This is a genomic window from Phyllobacterium sp. 1468, from assembly GCF_031455525.1.
Taxonomy (GTDB): Bacteria; Pseudomonadota; Alphaproteobacteria; order Rhizobiales; family Rhizobiaceae; genus Phyllobacterium.
On sequence record NZ_JAVDSX010000001.1, the window covers coordinates 922,591 to 938,803 of the forward strand.

General features: G+C 57.3%; 14 protein-coding genes. 12 read left to right on the forward strand and 2 right to left on the reverse strand.

Annotation, left to right across the window (positions count from 1 at the left end; all coding sequences use genetic code 11):
* Window positions 1-95 precede the first annotated feature (95 nt).
* Window positions 96-2,591: a hypothetical protein gene (locus J2X72_RS04455; RefSeq protein WP_310068849.1), complete on the reverse strand. Its 2,496-nt coding sequence runs from the start codon at window positions 2,589-2,591 to the stop codon at window positions 96-98.
* A gap of 246 nt (window positions 2,592-2,837) precedes the next feature.
* On the opposite strand from J2X72_RS04455, the gene lepA reads away from it, so the two are divergent.
* Window positions 2,838-4,646 (forward strand): translation elongation factor 4, encoded by a 1,809-nt coding sequence (lepA, locus tag J2X72_RS04460; RefSeq protein WP_209999809.1) that lies wholly within the window; start codon window positions 2,838-2,840, stop codon window positions 4,644-4,646.
* Window positions 4,647-5,003: 357 nt separating this feature from the next.
* Window positions 5,004-5,165, forward strand: a complete 162-nt coding sequence (locus tag J2X72_RS04465) for a hypothetical protein (protein ID WP_209998439.1) — start codon at window positions 5,004-5,006, stop codon at window positions 5,163-5,165.
* Window positions 5,166-5,372: 207 nt separating this feature from the next.
* On the opposite strand, the gene J2X72_RS04470 is transcribed toward J2X72_RS04465, so the two are convergent.
* Window positions 5,373-5,849, reverse strand: coding sequence for a hypothetical protein (locus tag J2X72_RS04470; RefSeq protein WP_310068855.1), 477 nt, complete (start codon window positions 5,847-5,849; stop codon window positions 5,373-5,375).
* Between the two features lie 204 nt (window positions 5,850-6,053).
* Here J2X72_RS04470 and J2X72_RS04475 point away from each other — a divergent pair, with 204 nt between their 5' ends.
* The 10 genes from J2X72_RS04475 (at window position 6,054) to J2X72_RS04520 (ending at window position 16,203) form a co-directional block, all read left to right on the forward strand.
* Window positions 6,054-6,350 carry a SelT/SelW/SelH family protein gene (locus J2X72_RS04475; RefSeq protein WP_209998434.1) on the forward strand — a complete coding sequence of 99 codons (297 nt, stop codon included), beginning with the start codon at window positions 6,054-6,056 and terminating at the stop codon, window positions 6,348-6,350.
* A complete protein-coding gene (locus J2X72_RS04480) occupies window positions 6,347-7,300 on the forward strand; it encodes a sugar-binding transcriptional regulator (RefSeq protein WP_209998432.1) in 954 nt (317 codons plus the stop codon). Before J2X72_RS04475 ends, J2X72_RS04480 begins: the two co-directional genes overlap by 4 nt.
* Window positions 7,301-7,412: 112 nt before the next feature.
* A complete protein-coding gene (locus J2X72_RS04485; protein ID WP_209998431.1) occupies window positions 7,413-8,723 on the forward strand; it encodes a sugar ABC transporter substrate-binding protein in 1,311 nt (436 codons plus the stop codon).
* A 106-nt stretch (window positions 8,724-8,829) separates the two neighbouring features.
* Entirely contained in the window at window positions 8,830-9,702 is an 873-nt protein-coding gene (locus tag J2X72_RS04490) for a carbohydrate ABC transporter permease (RefSeq protein WP_209998430.1), read from the forward strand.
* Window positions 9,703-9,706: 4 nt separating this feature from the next.
* The gene (locus tag J2X72_RS04495; protein WP_209998429.1) at window positions 9,707-10,537 is read left to right on the forward strand and encodes a carbohydrate ABC transporter permease; all 831 of its coding nucleotides are present in this window, start codon (window positions 9,707-9,709) and stop codon (window positions 10,535-10,537) included.
* A 12-nt stretch (window positions 10,538-10,549) separates the two neighbouring features.
* A complete protein-coding gene (locus J2X72_RS04500) occupies window positions 10,550-11,548 on the forward strand; it encodes an ABC transporter ATP-binding protein (protein WP_310068861.1) in 999 nt (332 codons plus the stop codon).
* A 76-nt stretch (window positions 11,549-11,624) separates the two neighbouring features.
* Complete coding sequence (locus J2X72_RS04505) at window positions 11,625-12,401, forward strand: L-iditol 2-dehydrogenase (RefSeq protein WP_310068863.1); 777 nt, start codon at window positions 11,625-11,627, stop codon at window positions 12,399-12,401.
* Between the two features lie 57 nt (window positions 12,402-12,458).
* The gene (locus J2X72_RS04510; RefSeq protein ID WP_310068866.1) at window positions 12,459-13,937 is read left to right on the forward strand and encodes a mannitol dehydrogenase family protein; all 1,479 of its coding nucleotides are present in this window, start codon (window positions 12,459-12,461) and stop codon (window positions 13,935-13,937) included.
* Window positions 13,934-14,620, forward strand: a complete 687-nt coding sequence (locus tag J2X72_RS04515; RefSeq protein WP_209998425.1) for an HAD family phosphatase — start codon at window positions 13,934-13,936, stop codon at window positions 14,618-14,620. The genes J2X72_RS04510 and J2X72_RS04515 overlap by 4 nt, the downstream gene beginning before the upstream one ends.
* Window positions 14,620-16,203 (forward strand): FGGY-family carbohydrate kinase, encoded by a 1,584-nt coding sequence (locus tag J2X72_RS04520; protein WP_310068869.1) that lies wholly within the window; start codon window positions 14,620-14,622, stop codon window positions 16,201-16,203. Before J2X72_RS04515 ends, J2X72_RS04520 begins: the two co-directional genes overlap by 1 nt.
* The last annotated feature ends 10 nt before the right edge of the window (window positions 16,204-16,213 follow it).

Below are 16,213 nucleotides of genomic sequence, written 5' to 3' on the forward strand. Positions count from 1 at the left end.
GCGCATTCGATCCGATAAAAAGCCCGGCCTCAGATTTCTGAAGCCGGGCTTTTGCGTTGGCGGGCTCTTCTGCTAAGGCAGAGGGCCTTCGATCATTATTTGCGCGAGAAAAACACCTGCTCGGCCTGGTCGCGACCAAAATTTTGCAATTCGATGTCGGTGATTGCAACCTTGCCGCTTTCTTTGGGGAAGGTGAGCTTCAATTCTTTCAGCCTGGTTAGGTCGATTCCTTTAAACGCCTTCAGTGGAATCGCCACCATGTTAAGCAAGGTCTTGATCTTGCCCTTATCCGCATAGGGCGTATCACGCGGGTCATCGATCATTGGCATGCCGTTTGCCTTGGCACGTGGTGCATTATAGAGCGCATCACTATAATCGCTCGCTGTGATGGTTGCCGTTTTACCAACACTATCGGTGAGCGTCACCAGCACCTCCTGGCCAATAGGCGCAGCCACTGCAAGACGGAAGGTTAAATAATCCATCCCCTTGGTGGAGAGCCCCGTCAGGTCGGTTGTTAATGTCGGGTTGGGTTTTGACCAGGCAAGCTCGGCATGATCTGCGAGAGACTTGAGGCCTTGCAGATTGTTGCAGACATCATGTGAACCGACGGGCGTATTGCAGCGGCTCATTGTCTCAAACCCTGATAGCACTGTCTGCCCACCCAAGGCATTCTTCTCCAGGCTCTTTTCATCCTCAAATCGTTGGATCAATGCGCGGCGTTTGTCACCCTTTTGGATGGTCAGGACGATACGCTCATCGCAAGGTCCATCGGTTGAGGGGCATGCTGCATTGGGCAATTGAGCCATGCCGTTCCAATAGGCCGCAAACTTTTCCTCGCCACCCACATGATAGCGCATGAACGAACTGAGGAGAAAACTGCCCCCACGTCGTTGATCTTCAGGAAGCAGACGAATTGTGTCTGGGCGATCCTTACAGTAGAAGGCGTCATTATCATAAGATTCTGCACTACCATCATCATAACCGGACCAGATCGTGTTATAGAAATTGTGGTTGGCACCTTTCACCAGGATCTGATAGCGCGGGGCCATGTCTGAGGTAGGTCCGAACCGATTGTGATCATAGGTATGAGACCCTGCAAGATCGGATACATCTCCATCGCAAGAAGGCAATAAGACTGCCAATGGAACATTGTTAACACCAAGATTATCCAAAGTGTCTGTCGGTGCTAGCCTAAAAGCCCCCTTAAAATCATAAGGCTTCACGGTTTCTTTACCGGCTGCGTAGAATAAATTGTACTTTACTTTGGCAGCATTAAATTTGGCGTCATCTATTTGAGGGTTTGACGCCGATGGATCTTTTTTCGGTGTGTCCCACACAATAGAGTTAAATAGTTCTGGATAAACCTCTCTAAAAAAGACGGCAGCCACAAACGGCGGAACTTCTGCATCAAATTTTGATTCAAGGAGCTCAGATGCCATCGTACTGCACCAGGTGTTATTGCGGAAGCTATGCATGGATTGTTCACAAGAAGGATGCTCCTTTAAAACAGTTTTAAATGCTTCTTTATAATCATCTCTATGTGTAATATGGTTCGCTAGAGCTTCATAGGCCGCAGTAGCTGTGCCTCCTCCGTGGAGCCTGGACATAACGTATTTTTTAGCCAGTTCGAGATCGTCATCGCTATGTGATTTTATGGCGCCTGCAAATTGCAGCATGGTATTTCTCAGGTCTTTTTCATTCGTCCCAACCCTTGTCGGGTTGAACTTGATGGCATTGGATACACCCTGTCCGCCGCGTGAGTGGCCCATAATGCCGATCCGGGCAAAGTCAAGCCTGCCTTTCAAGACATCAAGCGGTCCCGTATTTTTGTTGGCATCCATTTGCCCTTTGAGATTAATATCATGCAGGCGATCTAATGTACCAAGAAGCAATTGCGCGCGCGATTGACTGGAATCGTCACCATCTCCGGCGACATTAATGTCATTTGCATCAATCGAGACAACGACATAGCCATGCTTGGCAAGATCTTCTGCTATATAATCATAGCCCTGGGAACTGGGAGCTGCAGGATCATGATTACCATGCAGAAAAACGATAATCGGAAAGAGCGATTGGTTTCCAGGCGTGCTCAAAGCTGTTTGCGGAAAGCGTAGCTGGCCTTTGGCCTTGGTAAGGAAGATCGTATTATCATCGCCCGATTGCGCAACAAGATTGCCCATATCATAGTCTATGATGGGTGAGGATTGATAGGTCGCGCCACCAATCGTATCAGGTGCAGTTTCGGTAAAACGCGTTGTCTTGAGGATATCAAGCAGATTGAGCCCATCATCCGGTGGTGTCGGATTGCCGCCGCCTTTACCGTCCCCATTGTCACCAGATCCAGCAACGATTGTCGTATCAGCAATGACCTTTTGGTTACCAATCCCATCGCCACCTGTGCCGGTGCCACCACCTGTGCCGGTGCCACCGCCCGTACCCCCTGTGCCGCCACCACCGCCAGTTTCGACGTGAAATGCCCCCGGATCCTTATTCGCCTGGCTACTTTTGCTGTCATTGCAGCCTGCCAAAACGGCAACCAGCACACCAAACAGGCATATCTTGGTTGCAATTGCCCTTTTCCATTGCATCATTTTAAGAAATTCCTTTAATTGATTTGTTCAAAAATTACCGTTGAAAACACCGACACTATGAAGTTTTTGCCCTGTACAAGGCCACAAATGCTCGTTGCATGCATAAATTCGCAAGTTACAACAATCAGCTGTAAGCAATACTCGTGCCGAATACCCTGGACCAAGCCTAAAGTATTATGAGCTGCGCGTTGATGCGGACGATCGCACACCCTTCCAAATCCGCCCGAAATGCTCTATGTGGCGCGGATGAGCACTCCACTAGATCACATTCGTAATTTCTCCATCGTCGCCCATATCGACCATGGCAAATCCACCCTTGCCGACCGGCTGATCCAATCGACCGGCGGGCTGGAGCTGCGCGACATGAAGGAGCAGGTGCTCGACTCGATGGATATCGAGCGCGAGCGCGGCATCACCATCAAGGCGCAGACCGTCCGGCTGAACTACAAGGCCAACAATGGCGAGACCTATGTCCTCAATCTGATCGACACGCCCGGCCACGTCGATTTCGCCTATGAGGTATCGCGTTCGCTTTCCGCCTGCGAAGGTTCCTTGCTCGTCGTCGATGCCTCGCAGGGCGTCGAGGCGCAGACCCTCGCCAATGTCTACCAGGCAATCGACAACAATCACGAGATCGTCGTGGTCTTGAACAAGGTAGACCTCCCCGCCGCCGAGCCGGAGCGTATCCGCGAGCAGGTCGAGGAAGTCATCGGCATCGATGCGAGCCAGGCCGTGCTCATCTCCGCCAAGACCGGCCTCGGCATTCCGGATGTGCTGGAAGCCATCGTCAACCAGCTGCCGCCGCCGCGCGAGGGCGATCGCACCAAGCCGCTGAAGGCCATGCTGGTCGATAGCTGGTACGATGCGTATCTCGGCGTCATCGTCCTCGTGCGCATCATCGATGGTGTCCTGAAAAAGGGCCAGACCATCCGCATGATGGGCACCGGCGCGAAATATCCGGTCGAGCGCACGGGCGTTTTCACGCCGAAGATGCTCGCCGTCGATGAGCTTGGCCCCGGCGAGTTCGGCTTCATCACCGCTTCGATCAAGGAAGTCGCCGACACCCGCGTCGGCGATACCATCACCGAGGATAAGCGCCCGACCGCCGAGATCCTGCCCGGTTTCAAGCCGGCGCAGCCCGTGGTCTTTTGCGGCCTCTTTCCGGTCGATGCGGCCGACTTCGAGGATCTGCGCGCCGCCATGGGCAAGCTGCGCCTCAACGATGCCTCCTTCTCCTTCGAGATGGAAAGTTCCGCCGCGCTTGGCTTCGGCTTCCGCTGCGGCTTCCTGGGCCTGCTGCACCTCGAGATTATCCAGGAGCGGCTGGAGCGCGAGTTCAATCTCGATCTCATCGCCACCGCGCCAAGCGTCGTCTACAAGCTCAACATGACCGACGGGACCCAGCGCGAATTGCACAATCCCGCCGACATGCCGGAGGTGATGAAGATCGCGTCCATCGAGGAGCCGTGGATCCGCGCGACGATCCTCACTCCCGATGATTATCTCGGCTCGATCCTCAAGCTCTGCCAGGACCGCCGCGGCATCCAGATCGACCTGAACTATGTCGGCAAGCGTGCCATGGTCACCTATGACCTGCCGCTCAACGAGGTGGTCTTCGATTTCTACGACCGGCTGAAGTCCATCAGCCAGGGCTATGCCTCCTTCGATTATCATCTGTCGGATTACCGCGAGGGCAATCTCGTCAAGATGTCGGTGCTGGTGAATGGCGAGCCGGTGGACGCATTGTCGATGATGGTGCACCGCGCCGCCGCCGAAAAGCGCGGCCGCGACCTTTGCGAAAAGCTGAAAGACCTGATCCCCAAGCACATGTTCAAGATCCCGATCCAGGCCGCCATCGGCGGCACGGTCATCGCGCGCGAGACCATCTCGGCACTGCGCAAGGACGTGACGGCCAAGTGCTATGGCGGTGACGTCTCGCGCAAGCGCAAGCTTCTGGAAAAGCAGAAGGAAGGCAAGAAGCGCATGCGGCAGTTCGGCAAGGTCGAAATTCCGCAGGAAGCGTTCATCCAGGCGCTGAAGATGGGTGATAGTTGAGGGCTGCGGCCTTTAACCCCCCGTCTCTGTGACCCCGATGCGCCGAGCCACTCCCTCGCTTCTCGCCCTGATCCTGTGCAGCGCGGCGCTGACCGGCTGCACCACAACCCAGCCGCGCACCCCGCCCGCGGCGACACCCGTCGCGCAGGGCGGCGATCAGCCCGAACCCCCGACGCCCGGCATCAAGCCGCTGACGGTTGAGCAGGAAGAGCAGTTCGGGGGGTAGTCAAGCAAGACTATTCAAGAAACTTCAGATCGGATTTGTGACATACCACCCATGCGGATATTGCACTGCACAATATCCGCACCTGCGCCTATCCTTGCGGCTGTTGAAACAAAGCCACCAGGAAACAGGCCATGAGCTTTCTGATTGATTTCGCCACCCGCCGCCGCGCCAATGACAGTGCCTATCGCGAGGCGCTTGCCATGCTGCAGGGCATGAGTCCTTCGGACCGCGCCGATATCGGCATCAAGCAGGCGGATTTCGCCCGCATCGCGCGCGAGATGTCGCGCCGCTGATTGTTGCGCCCCAGCCGGGCTCTGATGGAGGGGCAGGCTTGGGAGGATGCCGCCCGTTCCATGAGGCCCGGCCTGAGGCGCGGGGCGCTCAGCAATTCCAGGGAAAGTGGGAACCGGTTTCCCGTCCGGAATTGCGTTAAGTTCCAGCTACGCAATTCCAGGGAAAGTGGGAACCGGTTTCCCGTTCGGAATTGCGTTAAGTTCCAGCTACGCCCTCGTAAACTCCATGACCCAGTTGGTTTCCCAGGTCTCGCCGCCATCCTTAGAAAACGCCTGCGCCCAGAGCGGCGCTTCGGGCGCGGGGGTCCACAGGAAGCGCACGCGCACCGGCACGCCATTATCCGTATCCTCGCCGTAGAACACGCCCTTGCCATTGTCGAAATGGCCGATCACCGGCGGAAACAGCACATTCGAGCGGCTATCGGCCCAATGCAGCGACCATGATCCATCACGCGGATTAAACAGGCGCAGCGTCATTCCGGTGAAGCCCTGCGAGGGCATATGCATCTCTTCGAAATTCCCCGCGCCTTCGAGGATCTTGCGCACGCTCGACGTGGCGGGGAAGATATGCCAATCATCGGAGCCGGCGAAACGTTTCTTCAGGCGGAGATTGCGGATGTTCCAGTCGCCGATGAAAAAATCAAAATCCGCCGCGCTGCCAAGGGTATCGATCGCTCCGTCCATGATGCCGTCCTCCCGTCATTTCATCCCGTTTCGTGGATAGATATAGCGCAGGACTACTGACAACCTACTGTCAGGAGGATGTCAGGAAGTCGGGGATTTTCAGGTGCGTTGGGTGTAGCTATTTCCTCCTGGCGCGAACCATCCTGCAATGGTTGAGCCAGACGGCAGCTTACATCCGGGTGCGGAAATGCTAGAAGACGAAACATGACAACAAAACCGCGCATCGCCATCACCTATTGCACCCAATGCAGCTGGATGCTGCGCGCCGCCTGGATGGGGCAGGAACTGCTGTCCACCTTCGGCGCGGATCTTGGCGAGGTGGCGCTGATCCCCGGCACCGGCGGCATCTTCGAGATCCATGTCAACGGCGATCTGATCTGGGAACGCAAGCGCGACGGCGGCTTTCCCGAGGCGAAGGTCCTGAAGCAAAAGGTGCGGGATATCGTCTGGCCGGAGCGCGATCTCGGCCACTCGGACGGGCATAAGGCCAAGACTTCATGAGTAAGCCCGACCTCACCACAACGAGATTGGACGATGCTGCACGTGCCGGCTGGCTCTACTATGTCGCTGGCAACACGCAGGACGAGATTGCCGCCAAGCTCGGCATTTCGCGCCAGTCGGCGCAGCGCATGGTCTCGCTCGCCGTGTCGGAAGGGCTGGTCAAGGTCCGGCTCGACCACCCGATTGCCCGTTGCCTCGATCTCGCCGAGCAGCTGAAGCAGCGCTTCGGCCTGAAGATGGCGGAAGTGGTGCCGACCGATCCCGGCTCGACCTCGACGACGCTCGGCGTTGCCGATGCGGCGGCGGCGGAGATGACGCGCTGGCTGAAATCGGAAACGCCGATTGTCCTCGGCATCGGCACGGGCCGTACGCTCAAGGCTGCAATCGAGCTTCTGTCGCCGATCGAATGTCCGCAGCACAAGGTGGTGTCCTTGACCGGCAATATCGCGCCGGATGGCTCGGCGGCTTTCTACAACGTCATTTTCAATATCGCCGACAAGATCAAGGCGCGCAGTTTCCCTATGCCGCTGCCGGTCATCGCCTCGTCGCCGGAGGAGCGCGAGCTCCTGCACAGTCAGGCGATGATCCGCCCGGTACTGGAATTGTCGGCGCAGGCGACTGTCGCCTTCGTCGGCATCGGAGACTTGTCGGAGGACGCGCCCCTCTTCATCGACGGCTTCATCTCGCGTGAGGAACTTCTGGCACTCAGACAGGCCGGCGGGGTTTGCGAAATCGTCGGACGCGCCTTCGACCGCAACGGCGTGCCGCTCAAGGGCTTGACCAATGACCGTGTCGCCAGCGCGCATATCCCCTCGCGCGACACAGCCATGGTCATCGCCATCGCCAAGGGGCCGAAAAAGCTGCCTGGCATCGAGGCGGCGCTGAAAGGTAGCCTTATCAATGGCTTGATCACCGATGAGGCCACAGCGGAAACGTTGCTGGCGCTCTAAGCATCTCCTCATTATTGCAGTGCAGCGACGAATTGCTCTTGACTTGTTTTGCCGTTGTGTGAGTATTTGCCCATACCACAAGCAATTGCTCATAACATTCGGGAGGAATGAGATGTTATCAAGAACGCTTCTGCTCGGCGCGGCGTCGGTACTCGCCATGTCGAGTTTCGCGCATGCGGAAACGCTGACCATCGCCACGGTCAACAATGGCGACATGGTCCGCATGCAGAAACTCACCGACGATTTCGCCAAGAAAAATCCGGACATCAAGCTTGAGTGGGTGACGCTCGAAGAAAACGTATTGCGCCAGCGCGTCACCACCGATATCGCCACCAAAGGCGGCCAGTACGACGTCCTGACCATCGGCACCTACGAAGTGCCGATCTGGGCGAAGCAGGGCTGGCTACTGCCGCTCGACGGCCTTGGCGCCGATTATGACAAGGCCGACCTTTTGCCGGCTATCGATGCCGCCGTCTCCGTTGACGGCAAGCTCTATGCCTCGCCGTTCTATGGCGAAAGCGCGATGGTCATGTACCGCACGGACCTTGCCGAGAAGGCCGGCGTCAAGATTTCGGAAAAGCCGACCTGGGACGAGATCGCCGACGCGGCGAAGAAAATGACGGATAAGTCGACAGAGACCTACGGCATCTGCCTGCGCGGCAAGGCCGGTTGGGGCGAGAACATGGCGCTCCTGACCGCGATGTCGAATTCGTTTGGCGGGCGCTGGTTCGATGAAAAGTGGCAGCCACAGTTCGACCAGCCTGAATGGAAGAAGGCGCTGACTTTCTACGTCGACCTGATGAAGGAAGCCGGCCCTCCCGGCGCTTCGTCCAATGGTTTCAATGAAAATCTCGCGCTGTTCCAGACCGGAAAATGCGGCATATGGATCGATGCGACGGTGGCTGCCTCCTTCGTGACCAACCCGAAGGACTCCAAGGTTGCCGACAAGGTGGGCTACGCGCTGTTCCCGACGGGCGGCGTCGAAAACCATGGCAATTGGCTGTGGGCCTGGAACCTTGGCATTCCGGCAGGCACCAAGAAGGCGGAAGCCGCGCAGAAGTTCGTCTCCTGGGCGACCGACAAGGCTTATACCGAGCTTGTCGCGAGCAAGGAGGGCTGGGCCAACGTTCCTCCCGGTACACGCAAGTCGCTGTATGCCAACCCTGAATATCAGAAGGCAGCTCCCTTCGCCAAGATTACGCTCGATGCGATGAATGCGGCCAATACCACCAAGCCGACTGTCAAGCCGGTGCCTTATACGGGTGGCCAGTTCGTTGCCATTCCCGAGTTCCAGGGTATCGGCACAGCCGTGGGTCAGCAGTTTTCGGCGGCGCTTGCCGGCTCGATGAAGGTTGATCAGGCCTTGCAGAGTGCGCAAGCGCTCACGACTCGCGAAATGACCAAGGGCGGCTACATCAAGTAGAGGCCTCTTAGGCACCCGGACGGTTTCCTGACGCGAATGTCAGGCGCCGCCCGGGCCTCCTCTTTGCATTCTCGCTTTTTGATGATTGCTGTATTGGAACCTGACCATGGCTACGCTTCAGACACGTGCAACCGCCCGTCTCATGATGTCGCCCGCCGTCATCCTTCTGTTTTTGTGGATGATCGTGCCGCTTGTCATGACGCTGTATTTTTCGTTCCTGCGTTACAATCTTTTGATGCCTGGAACCGAGGAATTTATCGGCTTTCTCAATTATCAGTACTTTCTCACCGATCCGGCTTTCTTCACGGCGCTTGGAAACACGCTCATGCTCGTCGGCGGCACCCTGCTGATCACGGTTATTGGCGGTATCTTGTTGGCGATCGTGCTGGATCAGCCATTCTGGGGCCAGGGCATCGTCCGGCTTCTTGTTATCGCGCCGTTCTTCGTCATGCCGACAGTTTCGGCACTGGTGTGGAAGAACATGTTGATGCATCCGGTCAATGGCCTGTTCGCGTGGATCGCCCGCTCCTTCGGGTTCCAGCCCATCGACTGGTTTGCCGAATTGCCGCTGTTTTCCATCATTCTCATCGTCGCCTGGCAATGGCTGCCTTTCGCCACACTGATCCTGCTGACCGCTTTGCAATCGCTGGACGGCGAACAGATCGAAGCTGCGGAGATGGACGGTGCCGGCGCGCTTTCGCGGTTCTACTATCTGGTCCTCCCGCATATGTCCCGCGCCATCACGGTCGTTATTCTCATCCAGACAATATTTCTACTCAGCGTGTTTGCGGAAATTCTGGTGACGACCAATGGCGGTCCGGGACTTCAGACGACGAATATCACCTATCTGATCTACGCGCAGGCGCTTCTGCAGTTCGACGTCGGTGGCGCTTCGGCCGGCGGTATTGTCGCGGTGGTCCTCGCCAATATCGTCGCTTTCTTCCTCATCCGCCTCATCGGCAAGAATCTGGAGAGGTAGAGCCATGGCCCGAGCAGTCACAAATCGCCGCAAATTGACGTTCACGATCCTCGGCTGGGCAATCGGTCTGCTGATCTTCTTTCCGATCCTGTGGACGTTCCTGACCAGCTTCAAGACGGAAGGAGCGGCGGTCGCAACGCCGCCGCAGTTCCTGTTCTTCGATTGGACTTTGGAGAACTACCACGAGGTACAAAGCCGTTCGGACTATATGAAACACGTCACGAATTCGGTGGTGATTTCCGTCGGCTCGACACTCATAGGCCTCGCTCTCGCCATTCCCGCGGCATGGGCAATGGCGTTCTCACCGACCAAGCGCACCAAGGACGTGTTGATGTGGATGCTGTCCACCAAGATGATGCCGCCGGTTGGCGTTCTGGTTCCGCTCTACCTCATCTTCCGCGATTGGGGGCTTCTGGACACGCGTCTTGGCCTTGTGGCAGTCCTGACCATGATCAACCTGCCGATCATTGTCTGGATGCTCTACACGTATTTCAAGGAAATCCCGGGTGAAATCCTCGAAGCGGCGCGCATGGATGGCGCTTCGTTGATGAAGGAGATCGTTTATGTGCTGACGCCGATGGCCGTGCCCGGAATCGCGTCGACCATGCTGCTCAATATTATTCTTGCATGGAACGAGGCGTTCTGGACGCTGAACCTGACAGCCGCAAACGCAGCACCTCTCACCGCCTTCATTGCGTCCTATTCCAGTCCCGAGGGCCTGTTCTGGGCCAAATTGTCGGCTGCATCCACCATGGCGATTGCGCCGATCCTGATCATGGGATGGTTCTCGCAAAAGCAGCTGGTACGGGGTCTGACCTTCGGCGCTGTGAAATAAGGGGGAAATATTATGGGAAGCATTACACTCGAAAAAGTATCGAAATCATTTGGAACCACAGCGGTGATTCCGGAAATCGACCTTGAAATCGTCGATGGTGAATTCGTTGTCTTCGTCGGGCCTTCCGGCTGCGGCAAGTCCACACTCCTGCGAATGATCGCGGGACTTGAAGATTTAAGCGGTGGCCGCATCATCATCGATGGCAAGGATATGTCGAGTGAGGCGCCCGCCAAACGCGGCCTCTCCATGGTATTCCAGTCCTATGCGCTTTATCCACACATGAGCGTCTACGGCAACATCGCGTTCCCCCTGAAGATGGACGGCCAGGACAAGACTGCCATCGACAAAAAGGTCAAGGATGCGGCGCATATCCTCAATCTCACCAACTATCTCGATCGCCGGCCCGGACAACTATCCGGCGGCCAACGCCAGCGTGTCGCGATCGGTCGTGCAATCGTGCGCCAACCCAAGGCGTTTCTCTTTGACGAGCCGCTATCCAATCTGGATGCGGCACTTCGCGGCAATATGCGGCTGGAGATAAGCGATCTGCATCACCAGCTGAAAACGACGATGATTTACGTCACCCACGATCAGGTGGAGGCGATGACGATGGCCGACAAGATCGTCGTCCTGAATGCCGGGCGCATTGAGCAGGTCGGATCGCCTCTTGACCTCTACCGCAGCCCGAGGAACGTTTTCGTTGCCGGGTTCATCGGCTCACCCCGCATGAACCTTATCGAGGGCCAGGAAGCTGCCAAGCATAATGCGGTCACACTTGGCGTGCGACCGGAACATGTCCGTATCTCGAAAACAGAGGGCGCCTGGAAGGGCACTGTGGGCGTGACGGAACACCTCGGCTCCGACACGTTCATCCACGTGCAGGTCGAGGGCGTAGGCAAGATCACCGTGCGGACGGATGGCGATTTCAGTACCGATTTCGGCCAGCAGGTGTTTCTCACGCCGGAACCGGCACGGCTGCATCGCTTTGATGCGAACGGCCAGGCAATCTGAGCAATTCCAGAAAGGGCAGGAACCGGTTTTCCGTCCGGGAATTGCGAAATAAAACAGAGATAATGAGTACAATGAAATGAACAGACTGGCAGGCAAGACGGCATTCATCACAGGTTCGGCACGGGGCATCGGGCGTGCGTTCGCCGAGGCCTATATACGCGAAGGCGCCGCGCATGTGGTGATCGCCGACATCAACCTCGAGCGTGCGCAGGAGACTGCCAGGGAACTTGGCAGCCAGGCGCACGCCGTCCGCCTCGATGTTACGGATCAGGTGTCTATCGTTGCCGCGGTCAAGGAAACGGTCGACAAGTTTGGCGGCATCGACGTGCTGATCAACAATGCCGCGTTGTTCGATCTTGCGCCCATCGTCGAAATCACCCGCGAAAGTTACGACAAGCTGTTCGCGGTGAATTTCTCAGGCACGCTCTTTACCTTGCAGGCTGTTGCCAAGGCGATGATTGCGCGCGGCAAAGGCGGCAAGATCATCAACATGGCCAGTCAGGCAGGGCGTCGCGGTGAGCCACTCGTGGCGATTTACTGCGCCACCAAGGCTGCGGTGATCAGCCTTACCCAGTCCGCTGGCCTGAACCTCATTGAACACCGCATCAATGTGAACGCCATTGCGCCGGGTGTGGTTGACGGCGAGCACTGGGAAGGCGTGGATGCCCTCTTTGCCAAGTATGAAAACAGGCCGCGCGGCGAGAAGAAACGCCTCGTCGGTGAAGCCGTGCCTTATGGCCGGATGGGCACGGCAGAAGATCTGACTGGCATGGCGATTTTCCTCGCAAGCAGCGAGAGCGATTACATTGTCGCGCAGACCTACAACGTCGACGGCGGCAACTGGATGAGCTGACGTTTCCGCAGCGCTGAACGGTGCACGCAACCTATAAGAATAGAAGGGTTAGGCCCGATGACTGTAAAACTTTCGAAATCCGCGCTGCAAAAGCTGCCGAAGAATGTCGGCGTTCCAGGCTATAGCCAGTCCGACCTGAAGGCCGGGATCATTCACTTCGGCATAGGCAATTTCCACCGTGCACATCAGGCGGTCTATCTCGATGCGCTGTTCAACGCCGGGACAGATCATGAATGGGGTCTGGTCGGTGCAGGTGTGCTTGCCTCCGACGAGGTCATGCGGCAGAAGTTGAAGGAGCAGGATTGGCTGACCACGGTGGTCGAACAGGACAGCGGACACCGGGTCGCCCATGTCACGTCGTCGATGATCGATTATTTGCAGCCCGGCGACAGTTCAAACACCATCACACGGCTTGCGGATCCCGAAATCCGCATCGTTTCGATGACCATCACCGAGGGTGGTTATTTCATCGATCCGGCTTCCGGCGTGTTCAATCCGCAGCATCCTGCAATCGTGGCCGATGCAGCCGACATGGCAAACCCGAAAACCGTATTTGGCCTGATCCTTGCCGGGCTCATTCGCCGGCGCAACGAAGGCACCGCACCGTTCACCGTCATGTCCTGCGATAATATCCCAGGCAATGGCCATGTAACGAGCGATGCCGTCAGCGGCTTGGCCGCCCTTGTTGATGCGAATCTGGCCGAATGGATCCCGCAGAACGTGGCGTTCCCCAACAGCATGGTCGATCGCATCACTCCTGCGACCACCGATCGCGAGCGCAAGCTTTTGGCGACGGATTTCGGCATAGACGATAATTGGCCGGTTTTCTGCGAGCCATTCAAGCAATGGGTTCTGGAGGATCATTTCCCCACCGGGCGGCCGGCGCTTGAAAAAGTTGGCGTTACCTTCGTCAAGGACGTCGCACCGTATGAGTTGATGAAAATCCGCATCCTCAATGGTGGCCACGCAGCGATTGCCTATCCCGCAGCTTTGATGGATATTCACTTTGTCCACGAGGCCATGGAAGAACCATTGATTCGCGAATTTTTGACCAAACTTGAGCGGGAGGAGATTATTCCGGTCCTGCCGCCCGTACCGGATATGCCGTTCGAGGACTATTTCGACCTCATCATACGGCGTTTTTCCAATCCGAAGATTGGCGATACGATCCAGCGCCTTTGCCAGGATGGCTCCAATCGCCAGCCTAAGTTTATTCTGCCGACAACGGCAGACCGGCTGAAAGCCGGCAAGAGCATCACCGGCCTCTCGCTGGTTTCGGCGCTTTGGTGCCGGTTTTGCGCAGGGACCACTGATACAGGCAAGCCGACGAACTATCTCGACGCCAGCGCTGAACGCTTGAAAGTTGAAGCTTTGAAGGCCAAGGATGACCCGAAGGCATTCCTCGCGATGACCGATATTTTCGGAGAGGTCGGCACATCGCCGATCTTCGCCGAATCGTTCTCGCGCATCCTCCGGACGCTCTGGGACAAGGGCGCGCGCCAGACTCTCAGGCTCTACCTGGATGACAAGCTTTGACGACAGCGAAACCAGACCTGGTGATATTCGACTGCGACGGCGTTCTCGTCGATAGCGAACCGATTTCCATCGCCGTCCTGCTGGAGATGATCGCCAAGAACGGCACTGTCATGTCGGAGGATGACGCCTATGACCGCTTCCTCGGGCGCAGCATGACGACGATCAGCAAGGTACTGCATGAGGATTACGGTTTCGCCGCAAGCGAGGCGGATCTCGAAGAGATGCGGGCCAATCTGTTCGCTCGCTTTGAGCTTGATCTGCAGCCGATACCGGGTATCGCCGAGACTCTGCGCAAACTTGATGTGCCGCGCTGCGTGGCCTCATCAAGCCAGCCCGATCGCATTCGCCTGTCCTTGAAATTGACGGGATTGCTCGACCTACTGGATCCGCATATTTTCAGCGCCACGATGGTCAAACATGGCAAACCCGCACCTGATCTTTTTCTGTTGGCTGCGAAAACGATGAAGGTCGAGCCAAAAGACTGCCTCGTGATTGAGGATAGCCCGGCCGGGATCGAAGCGGCCAAGAGCGCCGGCATGCGGGTCTTTGCTTTCACAGGCGGTACGCATTCGCGTGGCGGACGGCTCGAGGCTGCACTTGCGTCCCGCAAGCCAGACCGTATATTCAGCGACATGTTGGAGTTGCCGGGCTTGCTCACGCAGGCCACACCGAAAGTTCGTTGATGCCGGAATTCGTCTGTGCTGTAGATGTCGGGACAGGTAGCGCGCGTGCGGGCATTCTCGATGCCAGTGGAAAACTCCTTGGCCGCGTCGAACATCCAATCCTGATGAACCAGCCGCTTGCCGGTCATGCAGAGCATGATTCGGAAGACATATGGCGATCCGTATGTATCGCCGTACAGGGCGCCGTTGCTGCGTCCAAGGTCGATCCCTCCCATGTCGTCGGCATAAGCTTTGATGCCACCTGTTCGCTCGTCGTTCGAGATGAACAGGGCAGTCAGCTGACGGTCTCGACCTCCGGCGAAAAACGCTGGGATACAATCGTCTGGCTGGATCACCGCGCACTGGATGAGGCGGATGAATGCACGGCGACCGGCCACAAGGTGCTGAGCTATCTTGGCGGCGTCATGTCGCCGGAAATGCAGACACCAAAACTGATGTGGCTGAAGCGGCATTTGCCGCAGACATGGAACAAAGCCGGTTATTTCTTCGACCTTGCCGATTACCTGAGCTGGAGAGCATCAGGTTCACTGGCCCGTTCGCAATGCACGCTGACCTGCAAGTGGACCTACCTTGCGCATGAGCCGGAAGGCTGGCAGCCGGACTACCTGGAAACCATCGGCTTGGAAGATCTGGTCGAGCGCGGCAATCTGCCCGAGCGTGCCAGTCCCATGGGAGCGGATGTCGGACGGTTGACGCCCGAAGCTGCCAAGGCGCTCGGGCTGACCACGTCCTGTCACGTTGGGGCAGGGTTGATCGATGCCTATGCCGGTGCGCTCGGCGTACTCGGCGGCTTTGCCGGCGATCTGTCACAGATCGATCGCCACCTCGCACTGATCGCAGGTACATCGAGCTGCCTTATGGCGCTATCGCAGGAGCCGATTTCATTCAGCGGCGGCTGGGGGCCTTATTATGGCGTTGCCCTGCCGGATTGCTGGCTCAGCGAAGGCGGCCAGTCAGTTACCGGAGCGTTGCTGGACCATATCACCCGCTGGCATGGAGCCGTCGGCGATCCGAATGCAGCCGTACACAAGAAAATCACCGAGCGGATCATGGAACTGCGCGAAAGAGAAGGGCCGGATCTCGCCAGCCGCCTGCATGTTCTACCGGATTTCCATGGCAACCGCTCGCCGCTCGCTGATCCGCATGCGGTGGGCGTGATCAGCGGTCTCACACTGGATGCATCATTCGACAGCCTCTGCCGCCTGTATTGGCGCACCTGCGTCGGTATTGCGCTGGGTGTCCGGCACATTCTCGATGCGCTCAATGACAAGGGCTATGCCATCGATACGATGCATGTGACGGGCGGTCATACCAAAAGCCCGTTGCTAATGGAGCTTTATGCGGACGCCACCGGCTGCACGGTTATCACGTCGGCCGCCGAAGATGCCGTACTGCTCGGCACGGCCATGGTCGCTGCGACGGCAGCCGGCCTCTATCCGGACTTGCCTTCTGCTTGCATGGCCATGAAACAGGGTGGTCGGCCTCGCCAACCGGACCCTGCCGCGCGCAGCCGTCTCGACAGGGATTACCGTATTTTCCTCGAAATGCATGCCCAGCGGAAAGTGCTTGATTCGCTTCAGTAAAAGTGACGGG

What these genes read in the sequence shown, in the direction of transcription:
- J2X72_RS04455 (WP_310068849.1), bottom strand. Translation starts at nt 2,591, where the DNA reads ATGATGCAATGGAAAAGGGCAATTGCAACCAAGATATGCCTGTTTGGT.
- lepA (WP_209999809.1), top strand. Translation starts at nt 2,838, where the DNA reads ATGAGCACTCCACTAGATCACATTCGTAATTTCTCCATCGTCGCCCAT.
- J2X72_RS04465 (WP_209998439.1), top strand. Translation starts at nt 5,004, where the DNA reads ATGAGCTTTCTGATTGATTTCGCCACCCGCCGCCGCGCCAATGACAGT.
- J2X72_RS04470 (WP_310068855.1), bottom strand. Translation starts at nt 5,849, where the DNA reads ATGGACGGAGCGATCGATACCCTTGGCAGCGCGGCGGATTTTGATTTT.
- J2X72_RS04475 (WP_209998434.1), top strand. Translation starts at nt 6,054, where the DNA reads ATGACAACAAAACCGCGCATCGCCATCACCTATTGCACCCAATGCAGC.
- J2X72_RS04480 (WP_209998432.1), top strand. Translation starts at nt 6,347, where the DNA reads ATGAGTAAGCCCGACCTCACCACAACGAGATTGGACGATGCTGCACGT.
- J2X72_RS04485 (WP_209998431.1), top strand. Translation starts at nt 7,413, where the DNA reads ATGTTATCAAGAACGCTTCTGCTCGGCGCGGCGTCGGTACTCGCCATG.
- J2X72_RS04490 (WP_209998430.1), top strand. Translation starts at nt 8,830, where the DNA reads ATGGCTACGCTTCAGACACGTGCAACCGCCCGTCTCATGATGTCGCCC.
- J2X72_RS04495 (WP_209998429.1), top strand. Translation starts at nt 9,707, where the DNA reads ATGGCCCGAGCAGTCACAAATCGCCGCAAATTGACGTTCACGATCCTC.
- J2X72_RS04500 (WP_310068861.1), top strand. Translation starts at nt 10,550, where the DNA reads ATGGGAAGCATTACACTCGAAAAAGTATCGAAATCATTTGGAACCACA.
- J2X72_RS04505 (WP_310068863.1), top strand. Translation starts at nt 11,625, where the DNA reads ATGAACAGACTGGCAGGCAAGACGGCATTCATCACAGGTTCGGCACGG.
- J2X72_RS04510 (WP_310068866.1), top strand. Translation starts at nt 12,459, where the DNA reads ATGACTGTAAAACTTTCGAAATCCGCGCTGCAAAAGCTGCCGAAGAAT.
- J2X72_RS04520 (WP_310068869.1), top strand. Translation starts at nt 14,620, where the DNA reads ATGCCGGAATTCGTCTGTGCTGTAGATGTCGGGACAGGTAGCGCGCGT.